The following is a 21,152-nucleotide window of genomic DNA, read 5'->3' as shown; positions in this document are numbered from 1 at the left end:
TAGTGCTTAGATGGTCTGATCGTAGTCGCCCACGCCGGGTTCGGTGCGAATGACCGCGTCGATATCGGCAAAGATTGCGCGCATTTCGTCCTCGCTCTGGCTGCTTTCGCAGACCACAACAAGGTTCGGAGTGTTCGAGGATGCGCGCACCAGACCCCAGCTGCCATTGTCCAGAATGACACGAGCGCCATTGACAGTGACGACCTCTTTGATCGCGCGACCGGCAAAGGTATCTCCGGCATCTGCCTTGGCAACCAGCTTGTCGACCAACCGCTGAAGAATGTCATACTTCTCGGTATCGGCGGCATAGGGCGACATGGTCGGCGTCGACCAGGTTTTCGGCAGCGCTTTACGCAGGTCCGACATGCTTTGGTCAGGATTGCGATCCATCAGCTTGCAGATTTCAACGGCAACCCGCATCCCGCAGTCGTAGCCGCGCCCGATCGGTTCAGCCAGAAAGTAGTGACCAGACTTTTCAAAACCGGCGAGCGCGTTGATCTCTTTGACCCGACGCTTCATGTGGCTGTGGCCGGTTTTCCAGTAATCCGCTTTGACACCAAGGGCCTGCAATTCGGGGTCACTGGCAAACAGACCAGTGGATTTCACATCTGCCACAAAGGTCGAGTTCGGATACAATTTGGCCAGATCACGGGCCATGATCACACCGACCTTGTCGGCGAAGATCTCTTCCCCCTCATCATCCACAACACCGCAGCGATCGCCGTCGCCGTCAAAGCCCAGAGCCAGATCGGCACCGCTGGCTTTCACAGAGGCGGACATGTCGTGCAACATCTCCATAGCCTCGGGGTTGGGGTTATAGTGGGGGAAAGTGTAATCCAATTGGGTGTGGCTGGGCACCATTTCGACGCCAATGCGCTCGAAAATCTCAGGCGCAAAGGCCGAAGCCGTTCCGTTTCCGGTTGCGCATACGACTTTCAGGGGACGGGACATTTTGAAATCACCGACCAGATCGTCGATATAGGCTTCTTTTACGCCCTCGACGAATTCGTAGGACCCACCGTCGTGGGTGACGCCTTCGCCGTTCAGGACAATGTCACGCAATTCCGACATCTCATCGGGGCCGTGGGTCAGTGGGCGGTCAAAGCCCATCTTCACCCCTGTCCAGCCGTTCGGATTGTGGCTGGCTGTGACCATGGCTACGGCGGGCACATCCAGATGGAATTGCGCGAAATAGGCCATCGGGCTAAGCGCAGGGCCAATATCTTTAACCTGAATACCCGCCTGCATCAGGCCCAGGATCAGCGCGTTTTTGATCGCCAGTGAGTAGTCGCGATAGTCATTACCCACCGCAATCACCGGTTCGATCCCACGCTTGCGCATCTGTGTGCCCAGACCCAAGCCAAGCGCGGTCATGCCGGGCAGGTTGATCTCTTCCGGGTATTTCCAGCGCGCGTCATATTCGCGAAAGCCGGTTGGCTTGATCATCGGATCGCGCAGAAAACTCCAGGTGTTCGGGGTCACCTCGGGGATGGGTTTGGTCATGCTATTGCTCTTACTCAAATCTGTATAGGATTGGCTTTGGCCAATGCATCAAAGCGCATCAAAGTGTCAATCAATTGAGGCATTTGGTCCAGATAGATCATGTTCGGACCGTCTGACGGAGACTTGTCCGGGTCTTCGTGTGTTTCAATAAACACAGCACCGACGCCTATGGCGGCAGCTGCGCGCGCCATCACCGGAGCAAATTCACGCTGACCACCGGTCGAACCTCCAAGCCCTGCAGGCTGCTGAACCGAGTGGGTTGCGTCCATCACAACCGGATAGCCTGTCGCCGCCATCTGCGGGAGCGAGCGCATATCTGTCACCAAGGTGTTGTACCCAAACGAGGTGCCACGTTCTGTCAGCAGAATATTCGAGTTACCAACACTCTCTATCTTGGTGACAATGTTCGCCATATCCCATGGTGCCAGAAATTGCCCTTTTTTAACATTGATCGCCGCGCCTGTTTGGGCTGCGGCCAACACCAAGTCGGTTTGACGGCACAATAACGCGGGAATCTGCAAAACATCACAAACGTTGGCCGCGTCTGCGCATTGCTCTGGCGTATGTACGTCAGTCAGGACAGGCACCCCAATTTGTTTTTTCACATCATCCAGAATGTCCAGACCTTTGGCAATTCCGGGTCCACGGACACCTGAAATTGAGGTGCGATTCGCCTTGTCATACGAGGCCTTAAAAACGTACTGCGCACCGGCGGCATCACAGGCTTCTTTCATTTTGCCTGCGATCATCTGCGCATGATCCGCGCTTTCAAGCTGACAGGGGCCGGCAATGACCGTCAGAGGCAGATCATTGCCGACCGTGAGGTCGGAGATTTTTACATGTTTCATGTGTCTTACGAGGATACCTGTTCACGAAGGACCGACGCGGTAAGCGAGATCAACAGGTAGATACCAGCAAACAACAGAAAAGCCAAAATCGTATTTTCGAACTTGCGCGGATAGGTGGGTTCCTGACTTGGCACCGGCCTTACGGACACCGTCAGATAGCGCACTTTGCGGTTTGCTTCAGTCCGTGTGGTTTCCATTTGCTGCATAGCTGTCTGCAGTATCATGTCCCTGGCAACAAGATCGGCCTGCGCCATTTGAATTCGTACACTGAGCCGGGCAAGCGAATTTTCGCCTGCAGACACATCCAGCATTTCCGCGTTGAGTTCTGCCAACACAGCCTCAAATCGCGCGATGTCCGCACGGGCACCATCCACCTTGGCCTGGTTCGGACGACGATTGTCCAGCAATGCGGCCAATTGTAGTTCTTTGTCCTGAATCTGCGTTTCCATGGCGTCTATGCGGCCACGCAAGCTGGCGATGACGTTCTGAGGGTCCAGCAACGCGCCTTGAATCTGAAGTTCGATCAGATCTTCCTGCGCTTTTCTGCGTTCCTGCTGGGCCATTTCAAAACCATCCAGCGCATCGCGCATCTGGTCTTCGCGCTTAAGTTCTGTAAGCCCGTTTATGGTTTCTTCGGCGTAGGACAGAAGACGGTCAGAGATGGCCACCGAAATCTGCGGATCAGGGGCCGCGACTTCCATCCGGATAATGCCGTCGCTCGGGTCGTACCCGATGGTGATCATGCGTCGGAAGAGCTTGTAGGCCTCTTCCAGCGTGGCGTCCGGCGAAAGCCGTTGAATAGGATCGATCCACTCCTGCTTGAAAATTTCTTCAAAGCCCATGTCACGTTCAAGCCTCAGCAAGGCATCCTTGGACTCCAGAAATTCCTGTGTGGCGACAGAATCCTGCGCGGTGGCATATTGTGTGCCCGCCAAAAACCCGCCAAACGATGCCCCGCCGCCGTCCGCCTGAAGGATCGAGAAGGCCGAGTCGCTGGCATACATGGGCGTCGCCACTCGGTAGAAATAGAACCCGACAATAAAGGTGGGCAGGAAGACGAAAACCGCAAGGCGGGCAAACAGGGCAAGCAGTTTGCGACGGCGGCGGCGGGCGATGTCTTTCTGTATCTCGCCAATTTCAAACTCGCGCCGTTGCGTAGGGGACATCTCCGGTCCGGGCAGGGTCCTTCCACCTTCGCTGACCGTTTGCGGCAAATGAATCGTGACCTTGTCCTTGGTCTGATCCTCGGTCTGTGCCGTTTCACCCGCCATCCCCAGCAAATTGGCGCGATGAAACGGATCGATGCCCTTTTGGCGCAGCAAACGCACCGCATCATAGTCCGAAGTCGCCTCCAGCCCGTTCTTCTGCGCCAGTCTGCGTGCCATCCGCAATTGACGCCCGGTCAGCCCTTCGTTTTTGATGGCGTCAATCTCGGTATTGGACTCTGAGTCATTGGCCGCAGCGGGTGGCCGCGTCGCGTTGCGAATGCGCGAAATGGCGTCAGCGCGGTCTTCTTCCGTTCCCGCATTGCGGCGTTTGCGGCGCCAGTTGTAGATGCTAGCCTTGGGTTTGGTAGTCATATAGCTGCTTTGCCTCTTCCAAGGTGTCGAACATATAAAGCTGGCCATCCATCAAAACGGCAGCCTCTTGCGCAAATTTCTCCAGCACGGCGGGACTGTGTGACACGATCACCAATGTTGTCGTGCGTAGTTTTTCCCGAAGGATGTCGCCGGCCTTCCTGTTGAATTCGACATCAGTCGACGCCGGCATGCCTTCGTCAATCAGGTACATGTCGAAATCCAGAGCTAACATCAAAGCAAACGTAAAGCGCCCCTTCATACCGCTGGAATAAGTGGCCAGGGGTTGGTCGAAATACTCCCCCAATCCGCATAGCCATTTGCAGTAGGCTTCGACATAATCGGGGTCCATCCCGTAGATGTTGGCGACGTAGCGCGCGTTTTCCAGGGCGGACAGTTTGTTTGCGACACCTCCGGTGAAACCCATAGGAAAAGATACCCGGCAGGACTTTCGAATCACGCCTTCATCGGGCTTTTCCAGACCTGCCATCATGTTGATCAAGGTGGTCTTGCCGGTTCCGTTAGGTGCAAGAATGCCAATCGAACGGCCCAGTTGGACCCGAAACGAGACACTGTCCAGGATCACCTTGCGGCGTGTCCCGGTCCAGAAGGACTTACTGACATTTTCAAACTCAAGCATTGAGGGCCTGCTGCTTGCACCATTTTATAAGTACCGGATGTGCCGGTAATCGGGTTGTTATCCTACGTTTTATGTGGGCCATATTATGTCGAGTTTTGGTGGCAATGATCAATGTACCGGCACGTGTGCTGTTGGTAATGTGACTTTTCCATCGGTTGGACCCACGCATTGCGTTGACTATCTTTCAGGGTGACCGTCAACCAATTTGATGCAGGAAACCTTGCCATCTGATGAATTCGCTACAGAAAGAAATCTCGGCCTGCCGTATTTGCGCGGAAAGATTTGCTGCGACAGAGACCGCGCATCAGCCGCGCCCAGTGGTCTGGTTTCAGCCGGGAACGCCGATTTTGGTTGCCGGTCAGGCCCCTGGCGCACGGGTGCATGAGTCGGGCCGACCGTTCACCGATCCGTCCGGAGATCGCTTACGGGACTGGCTTGGGGTGGATGAAGCTGTGTTCTACGATCGGTCACAGGTTTCAATCGTGCCGATGGCTTTTTGTTTTCCGGGGTATGATGCGCGCAAGGCGGATTTGCCGCCGCCCCCCGTCTGCGGGCAAACCTGGCACAACAAAGTCATGCAAACGCTGGGGGAAATACCCCTTACTATTTTGGTGGGTGGGCACGCTCATAAATACCACCTGCATGTGCGCAGCTCGGTGACGGAAACGGTTCGCAACTGGCGGGACCATGCGCCGCGCGTCTTTGCCTTGCCTCATCCCTCGTGGCGGAATACGGCATGGATGAAGAAAAACCCGTGGTTCCAGACCGACCTTCTGCCGGTTCTGCGTGCGCGGGTGCAAGAGGTTCTGAATGACTGAAACCACCGCTTTGGACACTGCCCACACCGCAATGGCTGCCGCCCCAAACGATGATTCAGCGCGATTGCGTTTCTTCGAACGGCTTGCCGACAGCGAGCTGTTTCTGATGCTGACGGAAGAGGCGAAGGGCGAAAATATCTCGCCCGAGTTGTTTGACGTCGCTGATGGACGCTTCGTGCTGGCCTTTGACCGAGAGGACCGGTTAGCGCGGTTTGCCGAACGTCCTGTTCCTTATGTGGCGTTGTCGGGCCGGGTGTTGTCCTCCATGCTGGCGGGGCAGGGGATCGGGCTGGGCCTCAACCTCGAAGTTGCGCCGTCCTCTATGCTGATCCCGTCCGAGGCGCTGGGTTGGCTGGCGGAAACTCTGCAGCATGGACCAGAGGAGGTTCAGCAACGGTTGGCAGAGTTCTTGCCCCCTGCGGGTCTGCCCGACGATTTGTTGACCGCACTGGATGCGAAACTTGCCACGGCCGTTGGATTGGCTGAAGCCGCATATCTGGTGGGAACGAAGTCCGAAGGCGGCGGTTCCGGGCACCTGCTTGGGTTCATAGGTGCTGTCGAAGGCGCCGAGCCCGCACTCGCTAAAGCCACGTCCGAGGCGTTGACGTTTTCCGGGATTGAGGCAGGGGCAATGGATGTCGGGTTCTTCGGTGCGCACGATCAAGCAGCTGCCTCATTGGCGCGGGTTGGTTTGCGGTTCGATCTGCCGCAGCCAGAGGCTCGTGTTGTCGCGCAGACGATACCTGGCAGCAACCCGGATAAGCCACCCATTCTAAAATAGGAAAAAAGCCCCGCGCACGAAGGATCTGCGGGGCTTTGGGGATTATTCCGCAGCAGCTTCCAGTTTGTCCTGGGTGCGGGTTTCGAAATCGCTGGCCTCGTGGCGTTCGTGCAGCTGGGTATGTGGCTCACCGAATGGGCGGTTGACCATGCGGCCACGCTGTACGGCAGGGCGCGCGTCGATGGCCTTGGCCCACCGCATGACGTTTTTGTACGATTCGACATCCAGGAATTCCGCGGCGCTGTACAGGCGACCCAGAACCAGTTGACCATACCAGGGCCAGATCGCCATGTCCGCGATGGTGTAATCCTCGCCTGCGATATACGTCTTGTTGGCCAGTTCACGATCGAGAACGTCCAACTGACGCTTGGTTTCCATCGTGAAGCGGTTAATCGGGTATTCGAACTTTTCCGGCGCGTAGGCGTAGAAATGGCCAAATCCGCCGCCCAAATAGGGTGCACTGCCCATTTGCCAGAAGACCCAGTTCATGACTTCCGCACGTTCCGGTCCGGACTCTGGCAAAAACGCACCAAACTTTTCGGCCAGATGAAACAGGATCGACGCGCTTTCGAACACGCGTGTCGGCTTGTCGCCTGAGCGATCCCAAAGAGCGGGGATTTTCGAATTAGGGTTGGCCCCGACAAAGCCCGAGCTGAACTGATCGCCTTCGCCGATATTGACCAGCCATGCGTTGTATTCGGCACCTTCGTGACCCAGCGCCAGCAGTTCCTCCAGCATCACGGTCACTTTGACGCCATTGGGGGTGGCCAGCGAATATAGTTGCAGCGGGTGCCGTCCAACCGGCAGATCCTTGTCGTGAGTGGCGCCAGCGATTGGGCGATTGATGTTGGCAAATTGGCCGCCATTCTGGCTGTCCCATGTCCAGACCTTTGGGGGCGTATAGGTCGGTTGCTCGCTCATTTCTTGCCTTTCTTCGCAAAGTGCACGTGAATTGTCCGTCCATCACAACAGCTAATGTTGCAAAGCACCGAGTCCAACCCCCCAGAGCGCAGCGTTTTTGTAACAATCCTCACCCGACATCTCACGAATTCTCATTCAACGTCACAGCGACGCGAGGGGGACTTCGCAAGCGATCTGAATTGCCTATTGTATATTCAGACCCGCAAGTTCGGGCAAATCAACAACCCCGAGGACAAAAGGACTTACCACCATGAAACGTTTTGCCCTGACTGTAGCCGCGGCACTGACCCTTGCCGCTCCGGCCTTTGCTGGTGACCAGTATATTGACGGCACCGGGTTCGCCGTGTCCGGCTACGATGTCGTCGCCTACCGTGGCCTAGATCAGGTTGCGGTTGGCCAATCTCAGCCAGCACCTGTACGCGGCCGTGCAGACATCACTGCGGAATACAATGGTGCCACCTGGGCATTTTCGTCTGAAGAGAACCGCGACAAATTTCAGGAGAATCCAGCCTTCTACGCACCGCAATATGACGGACATTGCGCATACGGTGTTTCGAAGGGAGGCAAAGTCCCTGCGAACCCGAACCTGTGGCGGATCGTCGATGACAAGCTTTATCTGAACATCACCGATGTCGTCGTCGGTTTCTGGGAAGAAGACGTGCCCGGCAATATCAACCTCGCCGAAGGCAACTGGCCGGGGATCGAACCCGATGGCGCATCCTCCAGCGTGATCCCGAAATTCACTTCGGAAGGCCCGATTTCAAACTAGGTGGCCACTCGCCAAACCAAAGCCCGGCTCATTCCAGCCGGGCTTTTTCGTCAATGCGCAAACGAGAATTCGTCCCGCATCTGCTGATCGGCATCGAACCGAATGCGAACGCTTTTGGCACCGGGGAACGTCCGGGCAATGATCGCGTCGGGGACAACAACCTCGCCGCCGCCGGAATCGTTCGACTGGAAATTCAAAACCTCTGTTTCCGTTCGGCGCGACCCGGCCAGAACTGACGTTGGCAGAGCAACACGATTTGCCCCTTCGTAGACTGGCGTCGAGACAAAGAACGTCAAATGGCGTCCGAAAAACCCGACCGCATCCGGAACATGGTCTGATTTGCACGCAAGCTCGGATTCGGGTGTTTCGATCTCTTCTGATCGGTCTGGCAATGCAGTATTCAATAAAGCGCGGCATGCGTTAATATCAGCTGCTTCCAACGTAACAACGCGTCGCCGCAGCTTTGGACGCAGCGGTTTCCTCAGCCCGGTGCCTTTCCCGGCCAGCCCTTCCTTGCGCAGAAGGTCATAGGCTTCTTTGGCGCGTGTAAATCCAGAACTATCGCCTTCGGCTTGGTCAGGGTGCCCATGAAACGCAATGTTTCGCCAGGCGTTTCTGATTTCATCAGAGGTAGCGCTTTGATTTAACCCTAGCGCATACAGTGCCTCTGTGCGGGCATTGATCTTGTCAGCAGGTTCCATAACCCAAAATACTCATTACAAAAAATGTTACTGTCCCAGTTTGAACAGGACTGCGAACTTGTCAAATTTCACATAAAATTGAAGTGCCTGCAGGAACAATTGCGGCAGTGCGCAGCAATTGTTCTCAGTTTTATTCCTGCCGGTGAAGGCGCCCTTTTCCCGAGCCCCATTCAGGCCACGTTTTGCAGATCAGTTTTCGGCGTTATGCCAAGGGCAAAACACACATCACGCGTCAATTCCGGCCGGTTCAGCGTGTAGAAATGCAGTTTGTCCACGCCCCCGTCGATCAGGTCCGAGCACAGCTCGGTGCACAATGCTGTAGCCAGCAAATCCTCACGATCGTCGCGCACGGCCTTTTCAAACGCCTGTTCGACCCATTGGGGAATGCGCGTGCCGCATCGTTTGGCGAAATTGCGTGCACCTTTCCAGTTCTCGATCGGCAGGATGCCGGGCACGATAGGCTTGTCGATGCCGGCTTTTTCGCAGGCGTCCCGGAACCGGAAAAACGTCTCGGCCTCAAAAAAGAACTGGGTCAGGGCCTCATCTGCGCCTGCATCGAGTTTGGCCTTGAGCCACTCAATATCGGTGCGGGCATTTTGTGCCTCGGGGTGAATGTCGGGGTAGGCGCCGACTCGAATGTTGAACATCTCGGTCTCAGCCAGGGCCGAAATCAGTTCAACCGAATTTGCAAAACCTTCGGGGTGTGGCTCAAAACGATCCTGACCGCTTGGCGGATCACCGCGCAGGGCTACGATATCCTGTACGCCCGCCCGCGCGAAAGTATCCGCGATTTCCAGCGTTTCCTGCCGCGAGGCATCAACACATGTCAAATGCGCAGCAACAGGCAGCCCCGAGGATTTGTGCAGGGTCGCCACCGCATCGCGGGTCAGTTCCCGCGTTGTGCCACCCGCACCATAGGTGACCGAGACAAATCGCGGCTCTAACGGGGCCAGAGTCTGAACCGTGTCCCAAAGACGAAACGAGGCTTCGAGCGTCTTGGGCGGAAAGAACTCGAATGAAATTTCTGGCTTGGTCATCACGGCCTCATTTGATTGGTACAAGGACCTTGTGCCAGTTTGGGCAATGTGAGACAAACTCATATTATTCAAGAACAACATGAGTATCACTGTAATGCACATTGAATTCCGCCACCTGCGTACGATCAAGGCGATCCACGAATGCGGTGGGCTTGCCCGTGCGGCGGATCAACTGAACATCACCCAATCCGCGCTAAGCCATCAGATCAAGGGGCTAGAGGATCAGGCGGGGGTTGAACTGTTCCTGCGCCGGTCCAAGCCGATGAAGCTGTCGGCGGCAGGGCTGCGGCTGCTGCGGTTGGCCGAACAAATATTGCCGCAAGTCCAGGCCACACAACAGGAATTCACGTCACTTCGGGATGGGCGTACGGGCCGGATGCATATCGCGATCGAATGCCACGCGTGTTTCGAATGGCTATTCCCGGTGCTTGAATCTTTCCGGAAATCCTGGGGTGACGTGGACGTCGATATCCGCCCGGGTTTGGCATTTGACGCCCTGCCTGCGCTGCAAAAAGAAGAAGTCGATTTGGTCGTTTCGTCCGATCCAGAAGACCTGCCCGGCATCGAGTTCATTGAACTGTTTGACTATGACGCTGTTTTTGTTGCTGCCTCATCCCACCCGCTGGCGCAGAAAGAGTTCATCGAAGCCGAGGATTTCCGTGGGCAAACCCTGATTACCTATCCGGTCGAGCGCACCCGGCTGGATGTGTTCAGCCAGTTGCTGATACCCGCGCGGGTCGAGCCGGCAGCAATCCGGCAGGTCGAATTGACTGCAGTGATCCTTTTGCTCGTCGCGTCGAACCGCGGTATTTCGGTGCTGCCTGACTGGGTTGTGCGCGAAGTGAAGTACAATTCCGACTACGTCACCCGCCCCCTAACCAAGGACGGCATCACCCGCAGGCTTTACGCGGCAGTGCGCAGCGAGGATCTGGAAAAACCCTTTGTGCAAGAGCTGATCAAGCTGGCTGAAACCGAGGCGCGCAAGCTGCAGGCGCAATAGGCAAAAAACGCGGGTCTGGTATGCGCATCATTCCTCTTGGCAAGGGCGCTTTGCATCAGTATACGCGCGGTTTGACCGGACAGGAGCCTTTGGACAATGGTTGGCAGTGCAAACCTCAACATCATGATCAAAGCCGCGCGCAAGGCGGGGCGTTCTTTGGTCAAGGATTTCCGTGAAGTCGAGAACCTTCAGGTTTCGATGAAAGGCGCAGGCGACTTTGTTTCCAAAGCTGACATTGCTGCCGAGGCGATCCTGAAAGAGGAACTGCTGGGCGCACGCCCGACCTACGGCTGGCTGGCCGAAGAGGGTGGCGTGATTGAGGGCGAAGACCCGACCCGCCGCTGGATCGTCGACCCGCTGGACGGCACCACGAACTTCTTGCACGGTCTGCCGCACTGGGCGATCTCAATTGCGTTGGAACACAAGGGTAAGATCGTGGCTGGCGTAATCTATGACGCCGCCAAGGATGAGATGTTCTTTGCCGAAAAAGGCGAGGGCGCTTGGATGAATGACATGCGTATCCGCGTCTCGGGCCGTCATCGGATGATCGAGTCGATTTTCTCGACCGGCCTGCCTTTTGGTGGCCGTTCGGACCTGCCTGCAACGCTGCAGGATCTGGCGCGCCTAATGCCTGCTTGTGCTGGTGTGCGCCGTTGGGGTGCCGCCGCGCTGGACATGGCTTATGTGGCAGCGGGGCGTTACGAAGGCTTTTGGGAGCGTCGCCTGAATTCCTGGGATGTGGCCGCCGGAATCATCATCGTCCAAGAAGCGGGCGGATTTGTTCAGGCGCTAAACCCTGAAGGCAACGTTTTGGAAGACGGTGAAGTGATCTGTTCGAACGAGCCGATTTTCGACCAGTTTTCCAAGGTGATCCGAGGCTAATCAGCCACATAGCAATTCCGTAAGCGCGCCCCGATTGAGGCGCGCTTTTTTTGTTTTCAGAGGGTCGCGCGTTGCGCCAGACCTGCTTCGTCCGCCAGCCGCGCGGCGACGGATGCAACAGCGAGGTCCTGCAGACCCACGCCAGTTCCGTCGAACAGGGTGATCTCGTCAGCACTGGTCCGCCCGGGATGATCGCCGTTGATGACTGCACCAATTGAGGTGATTTGTGTTTCGGTCAAAGTACCGCTTCCTATAGCGTGCTGCGCCTCACCGATCGTCGCGGATTGGGCGACCTCGTCGGTGAAAACGGTGGCCGAGGCGACCAGCGCCGGGTCGACCTCCATCTTGCCTTTCGTGTCTGTGCCCATACAGGCCAGATGCGTGCCCGGTTTGATCCAGTCTTTCATCAATAGCGGCTCGAATGCCGAGGTGATTGTGATGATCACATCCGATTGGGCACCAAGCTCTTGTTGACTGACGGCTTCGAATTCCAGTCCGATTTCCTCGGCGACAGCCGCCAAACGGGGCAGCATGTCGGGGTGCGGATTCCAGGCGACAACCTTTTCAAATGCACGCTGTTCTGCTGCCGCACGCAGTTGGAAGGTCGATTGGTGACCTGCGCCAACCATGCCCAGCACTTTGGCATCTTTCCGAGCAAGATGTGCGATCGAAACCGCTGATGAAGCTGCTGTTCGCACGGCCGTCAGGTAGTTTCCGCCTACCAGCGCAGATAGCCGCCCGGTATCAGGATCGAACAGAAACACCGTGGATTGGTGATTGGTCAATCCTTGTTCGGCATTGCCCGGCCAATAGCCGCCGGACTTAACGCCCAACACCTGTCCGTCCCGATCAAAACCGGATTTGAAACCATACAGCGCATCAGCGTAGCCCAGTGCCTCGCGAACGACCGGAAAGTTCCGCGCCCCACCGCTGGCCATTGCACCAAACACGGATTGGACCGCATCAAAGGCCTGTTGGCGGCCCACCAGCTGTTCGCACAGGTCTTCGCCTACTATCAGCAGGCCATCTTGCGTGGTCATAGCATCCCTCATCAATAAGCCTTTCCGCGGGCCGACACGGGCCACAGAGCCTCGACCTTGCCGTTGCGCACACCGACATACCAATCGTGGACGTTGCAGGTGGGATCACAATGCCCAGGCACCAGCCTCAGCTTGTCGTTCACCTTCAAAACGCCGTCGGGGTCGCCGATGACACCGTGCTCGTCCGAACATTTGAGGTATTGCACATCGTCGCGCCCAAAGATGAAAGGCAGGCCGCTATCGACCGATTGCGCCTTGAGGCCGGCGTCGCAGATGGCCTTGTCAGTCTTGGCATGGCTCATAACGCTGGTCAGAATGAACAGCGCGTTTTCCCATTCGCCCTGATCGATCCGTTTGCCGTTCTCGTCCAGAATGCGCCCATAATCCGCATCCATGAAAGCGTAGGATCCGCACTGCAACTCGTTGTAAATGCCTGAATTGCTCTCGAAGTAGTATGATCCTGTTCCACCGCCCGAAACCAGCTCGCAGTCGATGCCTTCGGCTTTCAAACCGTCAACCGCGTCTTTGACCATGGCGATGGCTGTATCCAGCTTCTCTTTGCGCGCCTCATAGGTGTCGAGGTGCTGCATCGCGCCCTGATAGGCCTGAATGCCGGTAAATTTCAGGTTGGGTGCTGCGTTGACTGCCTTTGCGATATCGACAACAGCTTGGGTCGTGGTCACGCCGCACCGACCTGCACCGCAGTCAATTTCGACAAAGACTTCAAGTTCCGTGCCGTGATCGACAGCGGCTTTGGACAGGTCGGCGACATTGTCGATGTCGTCTACGCACACAATAATGCGCGCGCCCAATTTGGGCAGTTGCGCCAACCGGTCGATCTTGGCCGGATCACGGACTTGGTTCGACACGAGAACGTCCTTGATGCCGCCCCGCGCGAAAACCTCAGCCTCAGATACCTTTTGACAGCAGACGCCAACCGCACCGCCGAGCTGTTCCTGTAGCTTGGCGACGTCGACGGACTTGTGCATCTTGCCGTGCACGCGGTGGCGCATACCATGAGCCTTGGCATAATCGCCCATCTTCTTGATGTTCCGCTCCAGCGCATCAAGGTCCAGGATCAGGCAAGGGGTCTGGATTTCGCTTTCATCCATGCCGATTGCAGCGGGGATGTCGAACCCGACTTCCAGTTCTTTGATGTTCACAGGTTTGTTCATGTCGTTCCTCCTTACCCTTTCAGCCAGGGCAGTTTGTCCAGATCCACGTTGCCGCCGGTGATGATCACACCGACGCGCTTGCCGCGGAATACGTCCGGGTTCTTGAGTATGGTTGCCAGAGGCACGGCCGATGACGGCTCCATCACGACGCGCAGGTATTTCCACGTCAGCTTCATCGCTTCAATGATCTCGTCGTCAGAGGCGGTGAAAATGTCGGTCACATTTCGGGACACGAAGTGCCACGTGTTCTCTTTCAGCGGCACGAGTAGCCCGTCGGCGATGGTTTTTGGCGCATCATCGGCGATGATGTGACCTGCTTTGAAGGACCGGTATGCGTCGTCCGCCTGTTCTGGCTCGGCGGCATAGATTGCGGTGTCGGGTGCCAGGTTCGAAACCGTCAGGCACGTGCCCGAGACCATGCCCCCGCCTCCGATCGGGGCGACGACTGCATCCATTCCGTCTGTCTGTTCCAACATTTCGGCCGAGCAAGTGGCCTGACCCGCAATGACGCGCGGATCATTATAAGGGTGCACGAACTCTCCGCCCGTTCTGGCCTGAACTTCGGCAAAGGTCGCCTCGCGGGATGAGGTTGACGGCTCGCACTCTGTGATCGTCCCGCCATAACGGCGCACGGCGTCCTTCTTGGCTTGCGGCGCGGTACGCGGCATAACCACGTTGCAGGGAATACCCCGCCGTCCGGCGGCATAAGACAGGGACAAAGCGTGGTTGCCACTGGAGTGTGTGCAAACACCCTTGGTCGCCATATCATCACTCAGGCCAAACACGGCGTTGCTCGCACCGCGTACTTTGAACGCGCCGGCCTCTTGGAAGTTCTCGCATTTGAAGAACAGCTGCGCTCCGGTCAGATCGTTCAAGTAGTCCGACACCATGATCGGGGTGCGCCGGATGAAGGGTTTGATCCGTTCATGCGCAGCGCGCATATCGTCGATCGTCAGATCCGCTGCGGGGATGTGATCCAGCATTGCCATCCTCCTCAGGCTGCGGCCTGGGCGCGGTCAGATGGGCCGGTGCGATAATAATCCTGCGCCGCCGCGACCCCGCTGCCCAAAGTGATCGGATAGTTCAGATCGGCCATCGCCATCTCGATTGTGCTGAGGCCGGACAGAACCATCACATCCGTCAGGCTGCCCAGATGGCCGATGCGGAACGCCTTACCATTCAGTTGACCCAGTCCAATACCAAAGGACACGCCATAAGCGTTGAACGCGTGGTCAGTGAGTGTGTTGCTATCATACCCGTCTGGCACGTAGATCGCGCTGACAGTGTCAGAATACAGATCGGGCGATTGCGCGACAAGTTTCAGCCCCCAGGCGTCGACGGCGCGGCGCACACCTTCGGCCAGTCGGAAATGCCGGGCATAAACATTCTCAAGCCCTTCTTCAAACAGCATCTTGAGGCTTTCGCGCATGCCGTAGATCAATTGCAGCGGCGGCGTATAGGGAAACCCGCCCGATGCATTGGCTGCCATCATATCGTCGAAGTCAAAGAAAGTGCGCGGCAGCTTGGCGCTTTTCATCGCGTCCTGTGCCTTGGGGCTGACGCACAGAATTGCCATGCCGGTCGCCAGCATGAATCCCTTTTGCGACCCCGACACGGCGATATCGACGCCCCAAGCGTCAAAGTCGAACGGCATCGAAGCCAGAGAGCTGACGCAGTCGACAAACAGCATCGCGGGATGGTTTTCCGAATCCATCGCTTGGCGAACCGCTGCGATGTCCGAACGCACCCCGGTGGCTGTTTCGTTGTGGGTCACCAGAACAGCGCGGATTTCATGCGCGCTGTCATCGGCCAAAGCGGCCTGAAACTGATCAGCGGGTGCGCCGGTGCCCCAAGGACATTCGACGATCTGAACGTCCAGCCCGTGACGCTCGCACAGGTCTATCCAGCGATGGCTGAACACGCCGTAGCGCGCGACCAGAACCTTGTCGCCGGGGCTGAGTGTGTTGGTAACGGCCGCTTCCCATCCACCGGTGCCGCTGGCTGGGAAGGTCACGATCTGGCCGGTCGTAGTACCGAACACCTTTTTCGTGTCCTCAAGAACGGGTGCAAAGGTTTCGACAAAATCCGGTGCGCGGTGATCCTGCGTTTGAACCTGCATGGCAAGACGCAACCGGTCTGGGATGTTGGTTGGGCCGGGTATGAAAACCGGGTTTTGGTTGGACATCTGTTATTCCTCCGCTTTGGATGTAAGTGTCCGGGAAAACCTCACGATGTGCAATTTTCTTGAAAAATATTTTCATTTTTGCGATTAAATATTTAACGCGCTGTATTTATGCAGTTTTTCGTTTTTCATTTTTGGATCTCAAAAATGAACGATTTAGAAATAATCTGGCGTAGAGCAATGGAGTAGGGCGATGGACAATCAGAAAAGACCGCGTGGCAGGCCCAAATCCCTGTTCAAGGAAAGCTCGGTCGGGACCATGCAATCGCTGGATCGGGCGCTGGGCGTTTTGACCACGGTGGCTCGGTTGGAACGCGCAGCGCTCAGCGATCTGGCACGCGAGATCGATGTGCCGACGGCCACGACGCACCGCATTCTGGTGACCTTGCAGAAACACGGCTTTGTGGCCTTTGACGACGAACGTCAGGAATGGATGATCGGGATCGAGGCGTACCGGACCGGCGCCTCGTTCCTGCGCCGCAACAGTGTGCTTGAAATCGGGCGGCCAATTCTGAGACGTCTTATGCAGGACAGCGGTGAGACCGCCAACCTGGCGGTGCCGGATGGGTCCGAGGTGGTCTTTGTCGGTCAGGTCGAAACTCCGAATCCCATCCGCGCCTTTTTCCCGCCCGGGGCGCGAACGCCGATGTATGCCTCGGGCACCGGCAAGGCGATCCTTGCAGCAATGACCGAAATGGGGTTGGCCAAAACGCTAGCGGCGATTGATCCGGTGGAATTCACCGCGAACACGCAGATACCGGGCGACGGACTACAACAGGATCTTGCCAATACCCGCGCACGCGGCTGGTCGCATGACCGAGAAGAAAGATATCAGGGCATGTCCTGTATCGGCTCGGCGATTTTCAATGACCGGGGGGAGCCATGCGCAGGGATCTCGGTATCGGGTCCGACCGCTCGGTTCGGAGCGGATCGTGCGCATGCACTGGGTGAATTGGTTCTGGCCGCAGCGCGGGAAATCACCCACCTAAGCGGCGGCCAGATACCGAAACCCTGATGTCCCTGCTACTTGCGTGGTACGTGGGGAATACGGGACTGAGTTAGCTTGTACTTGTGTTCAGGATGCGGCGGATGGCCGTGCGTGCGGCCCCAAAAATCAGTGCCACCGCGCCGCAGCCAGATTGGGATGCACAAAATCAGACCCACGAAAAACCCACCCGTATGCGCCCAATAGGCCACCCCGCCTTCATCCGGGTTGCTGGCCAGACTGCCAAAGAACTGCATAGCCAACCAGACCCCCAGCATGACAAAGGCAGGTATCGTGAATATGCGGAAATAGACAATGAGGATCAGCAGGATATCCACGCGGGCCTTGGGGAACAGCAGCAGGTAACCGCCCATAACCCCCGCAATCGCACCGGATGCCCCAATGGTCGGCACGACCGAGCCCGGGGCCGTGAAGACATGGATCAGACCCGCGCCGATCCCGGCTGCAGTATAGAACAACAGAAAGGGCAGGTGGCCCATTTCATCTTCGAGGTTGTCGCCGAAAATCCACAGGAACAGCATGTTTCCGGCCAGATGCATCCAACCTCCGTGCAGGAACATCGAGGTCACCAGTGTCTCAAACGCAAAACCGTCAGTGATCCGCGCCGGGATAATCGCATAGTCGTAGTACAGCTGATTGATCAGCCGAGCATCGTTCATGATGCCCACATAGCTGAGAAATATCAGGATATTGGCCGCCATCAGCAGATAGACGACATAGGGTGTTCGCCCCGAAGGGTTATGGTCGCGGATTGGAAACATGAGGCGACGCTGGGCTTTTCCCGGCCCAGCGTCAAGGCATGCTTACGCCGCACCCCCAAGCAATGCGGCATTGCCGCCCGCGGCTGTTGTATCAACGCACAGGTGACGCTCGGCCAGAACGCGTGCGCGGTCCGGAAGGCCGGGGATCAGCGGCAGGATCGGGCCGTCCCGACGGGCGAGGTGACGTTCGATCTCACGCGCTGTGTCGTCATCGCCCCACCAAAGAACGCCCGATATCCCGGTCACGTTCTCCAACCGATGCAAGTCTAGCGAACCGGTCGCCTGAATGGCCGTTCCCCCCAGCGCCTGAACGGCGTCGGCTTGCGCGCGCGCGGCCTCGGCTCCGGGACCCATGCACAGCAATGGCGCGCGTGGGAATTCGCTTAACCGGTTGGATTCGCCCGTCGGGCCGGGCAGGGATTGGGTCTGCACCGACGCGGGCGTACCCTGAACATCGGGAAGCTCGCTCATTGGGCTATCCCATTGCTCGACGGACAGCTGCCGGTCCGGGGCGCAGAACCGCGTCATGTAATTCGGCCCACCCGCCTTGGGGCCTGTGCCCGAAAGCCCCTCACCGCCAAATGGCTGAGATCCTACGATAGCGCCGATTTGGTTGCGGTTGACGTAGATGTTTCCGGCGTGCACTGCCTCGGTGATGTGCTGTACACGGTCGTCGATCCGAGTATGCAGGCCAAAGGTCAGCCCGTATCCGGTTGCGTTTATGTCGGCGATGATCTGATCAATCTCAGATGCCTTGAAGCGAACGACATGCAGGACAGGGCCAAAAATTTCGTGCTGCAAGGCGGAAATGCCGGGTATCTCGATAAGCGTCGGGGCGATGAACGTCCCTTCGGGCGGTATAGGCGTGTCCTTTAAAACACGGCCTTCGGCGCGGGCATTTGCAACGTGAACTGCGATGCCCTGGCGCGCCGTATCGTCAATAACCGGTCCGCAATCGGTGAAGATCAACCAAGGATCTCCGACCTGCAGAACCTGCATTGCACCGGTTAGCATTGTCAGCAAATCGTCGGCGATATCTTCCTGGACATAGAGACACCGCAAGGCAGAACACCGCTGCCCGGCAGATTGAAACGCGCTTTCGATGATAGACTGAACGGCCTGTTCAGGCAGGGCGGTACTGTCCACGATCATCGCGTTCAACCCGCCGGTCTCGGCGATCAGAGGCGCACCGGGGCGCAGGTTGTCGGCCATGGCTGCGCGTATTTTCAACGCGGTCGCCGTCGATCCGGTAAACGCCACGCCGGATACGCGCGGGTCAGAAGTCAACGCCGCACCAACGGATGGGCCGCCGGGCAATAATTGCAGCACATCGCGGGGAACTCCGGCCTCGTGCAGCAATTGAACGGCCCGATGCGAGATCAGTGGCGTTTGCGGTGCGGGCTTGGCCAGAACTGCGTTGCCCGTGGCCAAGGCCGCTGAAATCTGGCCTGTGAAGATAGCGAGCGGGAAGTTCCACGGGCTGATGCAGGTGAAAACGCCTGCCGGTTCCGCATCGGGAATGTTCGCAGCGTAGTAGCGCAGGAAATCGACCGCCTCACGCAATTCGGCAACGGCATCGGGCAGGGACTTACCTGCCTCGCGCGCGAGCAAGGCGAAAAGCTCGCCAAAATGAGCCTCATATAGATCGGCAGCAGTATTCAAGATACGCGACCGTTCTGCTGGTGGTGCCTGCCACGGTGCCGCGGAACTCAGGGCAAGCTCGACATCCTCGGCGCTGGCGGGGGCGATTGCTCCGGGGCGATCCTGCGGTTGGGCCGGATTGGTAACCGGTTGATCCTGTTCAGGGGTTGCATCGCCGGACAGCAGCGGCTGCGCATACCAGTGGTGCGCCCGGAAAGCATCCCGCGCGGCGTCGATCTTGTCCAAAGTCGGGGTGTGGTGAAGGTCAAAACCCTTCGAATTGACGCGTTCGGGTTGGAATAGGTTCGGTCCGGTTGGCAGCGGTCGTGCCTGATCCACAATGGTCAGGAACGGATCAGCGGCGACCTCTTCCGGCGGAACGTTCTCGTCCACGATTTGGTTTACGAATGACGAGTTCGCACCGTTTTCCAGCAGACGCCGCACCAGATAGGCCAGCAGATCGCGATGCGCCCCGACCGGCGCATAGATCCGGCACCGTGTGTCGTTTTGGTCTTTGACAAGCTGGTGCAGGGTTTCGCCCATCCCATGCAGGCGCTGGAATTCGAATGGCTGGTCATCGGCCATATGAAGGATCGCACTGACCGTATGGGCGTTGTGGGTGGCAAATTGCGGGTAAATTCGATCGGTCATACCCAGCAGTTTGCGCGCATTTGAGATGTAGGAAATGTCCGTGGCCGCCTTGCGGGTGAACACGGGAAAGCCATCGATGCCTTCAACCTGAGCTCTTTTGACCTCGGTATCCCAGTAGGCCCCTTTGACCAAACGAACCATCAGCTTTCGTTCGTGACGCCCGGCCATGTCATACAGTGTGTCCAGCACGATCCCGGCGCGCGGGCCATAAGCCTGAACGACGATACCCAGGCCGTCCCAACGATCCAGGGCCGGTTCGGCCATCACCGCCTCGATCACCTGCAGAGACAAGGAAAGGCGGTCTGCTTCTTCGGCGTCCACATTCAGGCCCATGCCTGCCGCCTTAGCCAAAAGGGCCAAAGCCCGCAAACGGGGCACCAGTTCTTCCATGACTTCTGCTTCTTGCGCCAACTCGTAGCGTGGATGGAGCGCCGACAGCTTAACAGACATCCCCGGATTGGCCCGGATATCGTCGTGAATACAGGCTTCGGCGATTGCAGCAATCGCCCGTGAGTAGGACAGGTGATAGCGGGCGGCATCGGCCTCGGTTCGTGCCGCTTCGCCCAGCATGTCGTAGGAATAGGTGTAGCCTTTTGCCTCCATACCGCTGGCGCGATCCATGGCGGATTTGATCGTCTCGCCCAGCACAAACTGGCGGCCCATTTCCTTCATTGCGCGCCCGACTGCCGTGCGGATCACGGGTTCGCCCAGACGTTTTATCGCACCGCGCAAGACACCGACCGGAGAGGTCCTGTCTTCGTCCAGAACCTTGCCCGTCAACATCAGGGCCCACGTGGACGCGTTGACCAGCGACGAAGAAGACCGACCCAGATGCTTGCCCCAATCCGATGGGGCGATCTTGTCCTCGATCAGCGCGTCGATGGTGTCGGCATCGGGTACGCGCAGCAGCGCCTCGGCCAGACACATCAGCGCAATGCCTTCGTCGGTGGACAGGCCGTATTCGGCCAGGAACACTTCCATCATACCGGGTGAGGTGCTGGATCGGATGTCACGCACCAATTGCGCCGCAGCCGCGCAGATCGCGGTGCGGTCGGCTTCGCTCAGATCAGCATTTGCGATCAACGCGTCAAGAATTTCCGACGGATCGGCATAGGTTTTGGCATCAATGCGTGCGCGCAGGCTGTGTGACATGTGTCCTCCGGTCTTTTGAGTAATATAGTGTCGATTTTCCGGGACGATTGCCTTAGTTTTATCTACG

The 21,152-nt window shown here is 57.5% G+C and carries 19 protein-coding genes; 6 read left to right on the top strand and 13 right to left on the bottom strand.

Going from position 1 to position 21,152, the window contains the following annotated elements:
- Positions 1-6: 6 nt before the first annotated feature.
- Genes AC2FI9_RS16120 through AC2FI9_RS16105 form a run of 4 tightly spaced genes read right to left on the bottom strand, consistent with a single transcriptional unit; the run spans position 7 to position 4,568 of the window.
- The gene (locus AC2FI9_RS16120; protein WP_496769024.1) at positions 7-1,503 is read right to left on the bottom strand and encodes a phosphomannomutase/phosphoglucomutase; all 1,497 of its coding nucleotides are present in this window, start codon (positions 1,501-1,503) and stop codon (positions 7-9) included.
- Between the two features lie 14 nt (positions 1,504-1,517).
- Complete coding sequence (gene kdsA, locus AC2FI9_RS16115) at positions 1,518-2,351, bottom strand: 3-deoxy-8-phosphooctulonate synthase (protein ID WP_496769023.1); 834 nt, start codon at positions 2,349-2,351, stop codon at positions 1,518-1,520.
- A gap of 5 nt (positions 2,352-2,356) precedes the next feature.
- Positions 2,357-3,931 carry a KpsE/RkpR family capsule polysaccharide export protein gene (locus AC2FI9_RS16110; protein WP_496769020.1) on the bottom strand — a complete coding sequence of 525 codons (1,575 nt, stop codon included), beginning with the start codon at positions 3,929-3,931 and terminating at the stop codon, positions 2,357-2,359.
- Positions 3,909-4,568, bottom strand: a complete 660-nt coding sequence (locus AC2FI9_RS16105) for an ABC transporter ATP-binding protein (protein ID WP_282151737.1) — start codon at positions 4,566-4,568, stop codon at positions 3,909-3,911. Before AC2FI9_RS16105 ends, AC2FI9_RS16110 begins: the two co-directional genes overlap by 23 nt.
- A 230-nt stretch (positions 4,569-4,798) precedes the next feature.
- Here AC2FI9_RS16105 and AC2FI9_RS16100 point away from each other — a divergent pair, with 230 nt between their 5' ends.
- Positions 4,799-5,386 carry a uracil-DNA glycosylase family protein gene (locus AC2FI9_RS16100; RefSeq protein WP_496755200.1) on the top strand — a complete coding sequence of 196 codons (588 nt, stop codon included), beginning with the start codon at positions 4,799-4,801 and terminating at the stop codon, positions 5,384-5,386.
- Positions 5,379-6,167 (top strand): SseB family protein, encoded by a 789-nt coding sequence (locus tag AC2FI9_RS16095; protein WP_496769017.1) that lies wholly within the window; start codon positions 5,379-5,381, stop codon positions 6,165-6,167. Before AC2FI9_RS16100 ends, AC2FI9_RS16095 begins: the two co-directional genes overlap by 8 nt.
- Before the next feature lie 42 nt (positions 6,168-6,209).
- On the opposite strand, the gene yghU is transcribed toward AC2FI9_RS16095, so the two are convergent.
- A complete protein-coding gene (gene yghU / locus AC2FI9_RS16090; RefSeq protein WP_496769015.1) occupies positions 6,210-7,088 on the bottom strand; it encodes a glutathione-dependent disulfide-bond oxidoreductase in 879 nt (292 codons plus the stop codon).
- Positions 7,089-7,338: 250 nt separating this feature from the next.
- Here yghU and AC2FI9_RS16085 point away from each other — a divergent pair, with 250 nt between their 5' ends.
- Positions 7,339-7,857 (top strand): YHS domain-containing (seleno)protein, encoded by a 519-nt coding sequence (locus AC2FI9_RS16085; RefSeq protein WP_058275938.1) that lies wholly within the window; start codon positions 7,339-7,341, stop codon positions 7,855-7,857.
- Between the two features lie 50 nt (positions 7,858-7,907).
- Here AC2FI9_RS16085 and AC2FI9_RS16080 read toward each other — a convergent pair whose 3' ends face one another.
- Together AC2FI9_RS16080 and metF are read right to left on the bottom strand one after the other, a co-directional pair.
- Complete coding sequence (locus tag AC2FI9_RS16080; protein ID WP_496769013.1) at positions 7,908-8,558, bottom strand: J domain-containing protein; 651 nt, start codon at positions 8,556-8,558, stop codon at positions 7,908-7,910.
- A 170-nt stretch (positions 8,559-8,728) separates the two neighbouring features.
- Entirely contained in the window at positions 8,729-9,595 is an 867-nt protein-coding gene (metF, locus tag AC2FI9_RS16075) for a methylenetetrahydrofolate reductase [NAD(P)H] (RefSeq protein ID WP_496724099.1), read from the bottom strand.
- 94 nt (positions 9,596-9,689) lie between these two features.
- Between metF and AC2FI9_RS16070 the strand changes: the two genes are divergently transcribed.
- Both AC2FI9_RS16070 and AC2FI9_RS16065 read left to right on the top strand, forming a co-directional pair.
- Entirely contained in the window at positions 9,690-10,595 is a 906-nt protein-coding gene (locus AC2FI9_RS16070) for a LysR family transcriptional regulator (RefSeq protein WP_496769152.1), read from the top strand.
- A 96-nt stretch (positions 10,596-10,691) separates the two neighbouring features.
- Positions 10,692-11,477: an inositol monophosphatase family protein gene (locus tag AC2FI9_RS16065; RefSeq protein WP_058275936.1), complete on the top strand. Its 786-nt coding sequence runs from the start codon at positions 10,692-10,694 to the stop codon at positions 11,475-11,477.
- A gap of 56 nt (positions 11,478-11,533) precedes the next feature.
- Here the strand turns inward: AC2FI9_RS16065 and bhcD are convergent, their stop codons facing one another.
- From bhcD to bhcA, 4 genes are read right to left on the bottom strand one after another with little or no spacing between them, the layout of a single operon-like run.
- Positions 11,534-12,517 (bottom strand): iminosuccinate reductase BhcD, encoded by a 984-nt coding sequence (bhcD, locus tag AC2FI9_RS16060; RefSeq protein WP_496769011.1) that lies wholly within the window; start codon positions 12,515-12,517, stop codon positions 11,534-11,536.
- Positions 12,518-12,528: 11 nt separating this feature from the next.
- The gene (gene bhcC / locus AC2FI9_RS16055) at positions 12,529-13,692 is read right to left on the bottom strand and encodes a 3-hydroxy-D-aspartate aldolase BhcC (RefSeq protein ID WP_496769010.1); all 1,164 of its coding nucleotides are present in this window, start codon (positions 13,690-13,692) and stop codon (positions 12,529-12,531) included.
- 11 nt (positions 13,693-13,703) lie between these two features.
- Positions 13,704-14,675: a beta-hydroxyaspartate dehydratase BhcB gene (gene bhcB, locus AC2FI9_RS16050; RefSeq protein WP_496769008.1), complete on the bottom strand. Its 972-nt coding sequence runs from the start codon at positions 14,673-14,675 to the stop codon at positions 13,704-13,706.
- Between the two features lie 11 nt (positions 14,676-14,686).
- A complete protein-coding gene (gene bhcA, locus AC2FI9_RS16045; RefSeq protein WP_496724108.1) occupies positions 14,687-15,877 on the bottom strand; it encodes an L-aspartate--glyoxylate aminotransferase BhcA in 1,191 nt (396 codons plus the stop codon).
- 190 nt (positions 15,878-16,067) lie between these two features.
- Here bhcA and AC2FI9_RS16040 point away from each other — a divergent pair, with 190 nt between their 5' ends.
- Complete coding sequence (locus AC2FI9_RS16040) at positions 16,068-16,889, top strand: IclR family transcriptional regulator (RefSeq protein ID WP_496769007.1); 822 nt, start codon at positions 16,068-16,070, stop codon at positions 16,887-16,889.
- 8 nt (positions 16,890-16,897) lie between these two features.
- Here AC2FI9_RS16040 and AC2FI9_RS16035 read toward each other — a convergent pair whose 3' ends face one another.
- On the bottom strand, positions 16,898-17,641 hold the full coding sequence (locus AC2FI9_RS16035; protein ID WP_496724112.1) for a rhomboid family intramembrane serine protease: 744 nt from the start codon (positions 17,639-17,641) through the stop codon (positions 16,898-16,900).
- A gap of 42 nt (positions 17,642-17,683) precedes the next feature.
- Entirely contained in the window at positions 17,684-21,085 is a 3,402-nt protein-coding gene (gene putA, locus AC2FI9_RS16030; protein ID WP_496769005.1) for a bifunctional proline dehydrogenase/L-glutamate gamma-semialdehyde dehydrogenase PutA, read from the bottom strand.
- Positions 21,086-21,152: the final 67 nt, after the last annotated feature.

This window comes from Ruegeria sp. CDSA246, from assembly GCF_059611225.1.
Note: the sequence above shows the minus strand (reverse complement) of the source record. Positions and strands in the feature narration are given on the sequence as shown.